This window comes from Ilyobacter sp. (genome assembly GCF_041583315.1).
Lineage (GTDB): Bacteria > Fusobacteriota > Fusobacteriia > Fusobacteriales > Fusobacteriaceae > Ilyobacter.
In genome coordinates this window covers 1-3,331 of sequence record NZ_JBFHGC010000333.1, presented here as the reverse complement: position 1 = coordinate 3,331, position 3,331 = coordinate 1, and the positions used below count along the sequence as shown (strand labels likewise).

Below are 3,331 nucleotides of genomic sequence, written 5' to 3'. Positions count from 1 at the left end.
ATAGAGAGTAGTTTTCAGAGAGGTTATTATAGAGTTACGTATACTTTTACCAGACATCAGTTTGTTTTTATACATCTTATCTTCTGCAGCCTTGAGAATCTCCCCGAGATCCTGTGATTCATCTACCTTTGTAGCGTCACCTAATGAGATACTTATTTTAAAAGGCAGCTCATCATAATTTTCACACTCATTCATTATTCTGTTACACACTCTCTGGGCATCAGCTTCTGTCACTGTGGGGAGTAAAATTAAAAACTCATCGCCACCCCACCGAGAGATGATATCCTCTTTGCGACAGGATTTCTTTATACACTCCGCCGCTACCTTTAGCAGTTCGTCTCCAGTATGGTGCCCAAAAGCATCATTGGAAAGCTTCAGTCCGTTTACATCTCCCACAATGATACTGATGGGAAGCTGCCTTCTGGTATCCAGTCTTTTCATTTCCTCTTCAAAATAAGCCCTGTTATACAGACCTGTGAGACTGTCGTGGAAGCTCAGATATCTTATTTTTTCCTCTGACTGTTTCCTCTCTGTGACATCTCGGAACATTACTAAATAAGCTTCTTGCCCTCTATACCTGATACTCCCCGAGCTCAGTTCCACATATATTTTCTCTTTATTTTTATTGAGAAATACTATTTCCGCCTTCCCTGTGAGTCCACTGTCCATATAGTCCTCAAACAAAGAGATATTATCCGGCGAAATTATGTTTGCAATCAGATCTCCCTCTAACTCAGAAACTGTACAACCTAGTATCTTCCCCAGGGGAGGACTTGCATACTGAAATATCCCCCGGCTTATAATCCCTATCCCGTCATTTGCCTGCTCCACAACTGTACGGTATTTTTCTTCACTCAGTCTCAGAGCCTCTTCAGCCTCAATTTTTTCCCTTACCACCTTCTGCTTATCCAGAGCTCTCATGATTATCAGGGCAAGTTCATCATATTCAATGGGTTTATTTGTATAGTCAAAAGCTCCAAACCTCAGAGCCTGAATGGCAGTCTCTATGGCCCCGTGTCCCGTGCTTATTATGACCTCTATCTCAGGATAGTTCTTTTTTATTATCTGCAGAACTTCCATTCCGTCCATTCTGGGCATTTTTACATCCAATATCACTACCTGGATATTATTTTTCTCTTTTTCCAGCACTTCCAGACCGTGAATCCCGTCCTCTCCCAGAAAAACCTCATAATCATCCAGAATCAGGAGTTTCTTAAGACCCTCTCTGATCATTTTTTCGTCGTCAATTATGAGAATTTGATTCTTCATATTCTTCACCTTTCATTATTACAGGTAATTTTATAGACATTGTGGTCCCTCTACCCTCTTCAGTAGAAACGTCTATCCTTCCCTTATGACTCTCTATGATGCCATAGCTAATTGACAGCCCCAAACCAGTTGCTTTCCCTACTTCCTTTGTAGTGTAAAATGGTTCAAATATTTTTTCTTTTACAGCCTTGGACATTCCTATCCCGTTATCGATAATATCTATGCAGGCCCACTCATTTACCAGAGATGTCTTTATCTCTATACTCTTCTTCCATACTGCAGGATCATCTGCTCCTGTCCCTTCCCTTTGATTCAGGGCATCTTTGGCATTTGACAGGGCATTTATTACGATCTGCTCTATCTGATATGGCTCCCCGTTTATCTGGGGAATATATGAGTTAAAGTTTCTTTTGATCTGGATATTATTGAGTCTCAGCTGTTCCTCCATGAGATTCAGTGCATTTTCCGCACTATCATTTATATCTATGCTCTTAAACTTCTGCAGATCCTGTCTGGCAAAGGTTCTTATATGCACAATAATTTTGGACATTCTCTTTATGAGACCCTCTATATTCTCTATAGTCTCATCTATTTCCATGTCTGTCAGAAGGTCCCTCTGCTTTAGTTTTTTCATATTTGTAGTACAGAGTGATAGTCCTGCAAGGGGCTGATTGAGCTCATGGGCCAGACCTGCCGCCATCTCCCCCAGAGTGGCCAGCTTGGAAGTCTGAAACAGCTGACTCTGGACCTGGGTTATCTCCAGTGTCCTCTCCTCTATTCTTCTCTCTAGCTCCTCGTTTATCTTTGACACTATCTGAGAGTTTATTTTCAGCTCCCTGTCACGGTACAGCTGATTTCTATAGAGAAGTATCCTCTCCACTGCCTGTTCTATGGCAATGAGGAGTTCATCCAGGTCGATGGGTTTACGAAGGTAGTTTATGGCTCCGGTTCTCAGAGCCTCTATAGCCAGATTTTCATCTCCGAAACCTGTCATCATGATTACCTCTATATCCTTCTGGAATTTTTTTACCTTCTGCAAAAGCTCTATCCCGCCCATAATGGGCATCTCTATGTCAGCTATGAGTATATCTATCTTATTTTGGTTTATTATCCCCAGTCCCTCTTTTCCGTCATTGGCAGTAAAGACCTCATATCCCTCTTTAGAAAGTATTCTGGACAGTTTTTTAGTGGCATCCTTGTCGTCATCCACCAGGAGTATAGAGTGTCTGTAAGTCAGGTCGGCATTCTCTGTTATTTTTTCCATTGCCCGGCCTATAGAGGTATTGAGCTCCTCATAGTTGATGGGCTTTTCCAGATAATCTATGGCTCCCCTTCTCAGAGCCTTTATGGCCACATCCTGGGAGCTGTATCCCGTTATTATTATTACCTCGATGGCAGGCCACTTTGCCTTGACCTTCTCTAGCATATCCAGGCCGTCAATATCAGGCATGAATATATCCAGGAGTATAATATCAATTTTATTTTTATTCAGTATTTCCAGTGCGTCCTTTGAGTTTCCCGCCACATGAGTGGGAAAAAAGTTTCTTTTCAGCTCTTTCTGCAGCTCACTGCAGATGGTGGGATCGTCATCGACTATGAGTATTGTTCTAGACATGTCTAATTCCTTCCCCCTATAAATATGAGCCCTTTTTCTCTTCTTTCTCCGTCTACTACCAGTATGATTTTGACAATTATTATTTTATGGGAATCTTCCCCTGTGAGTTTTATCATCTTTGATCTTTTGTTTTCAAATATTCCTGCTGCGTCTTCCTGGAATCTTTCCATGTCTATATCTTTTATTCCCAGCTTTTCAAAAAACTCCCTGTCGATTTTTTCCGGTAAAAAATTATGCTGCTCCTGGAAATACTGGTTTGTGAATCCCACATGAAGATCTTTATCAAAGAGCACATAGGAGATATTCATAATCTCTATGAGATTAAGCACCAGTTCACTCTGCTCCTGGTCACTGTTCTCTGGGAATTCCATGATCTGACCCTTTTCGTTGGATATTCTTTTCATTATCTGTCTGGTCAGTTCCAGTTCCCTTGTTTTATAGTAGTAT

Annotated in this window: 2 protein-coding genes and 1 pseudogene; all 3 read right to left on the bottom strand. The window is 41.3% G+C overall.

Annotation, left to right across the window (positions count from 1 at the left end; all coding sequences use genetic code 11):
* Positions 1–1,269 (bottom strand): diguanylate cyclase domain-containing protein (locus ABZA26_RS10875; RefSeq protein WP_372714551.1); only part of this gene is annotated, 1,269 nt, incomplete at its 3' end.
* Entirely contained in the window at positions 1,244–2,884 is a 1,641-nt protein-coding gene (locus tag ABZA26_RS10870) for a response regulator (RefSeq protein ID WP_372714550.1), read from the bottom strand. The genes ABZA26_RS10875 and ABZA26_RS10870, both read right to left, overlap by 26 nt.
* A gap of 2 nt (positions 2,885–2,886) precedes the next feature.
* Positions 2,887–3,331: pseudogene (locus ABZA26_RS10865) on the bottom strand (response regulator); the annotation flags it as partial.

Bases quoted from the DNA above. Each gene is read 5' to 3' on its own strand.
- ABZA26_RS10870 (WP_372714550.1), bottom strand. From the start codon at position 2,884: ATGTCTAGAACAATACTCATAGTCGATGACGATCCCACCATCTGCAGT.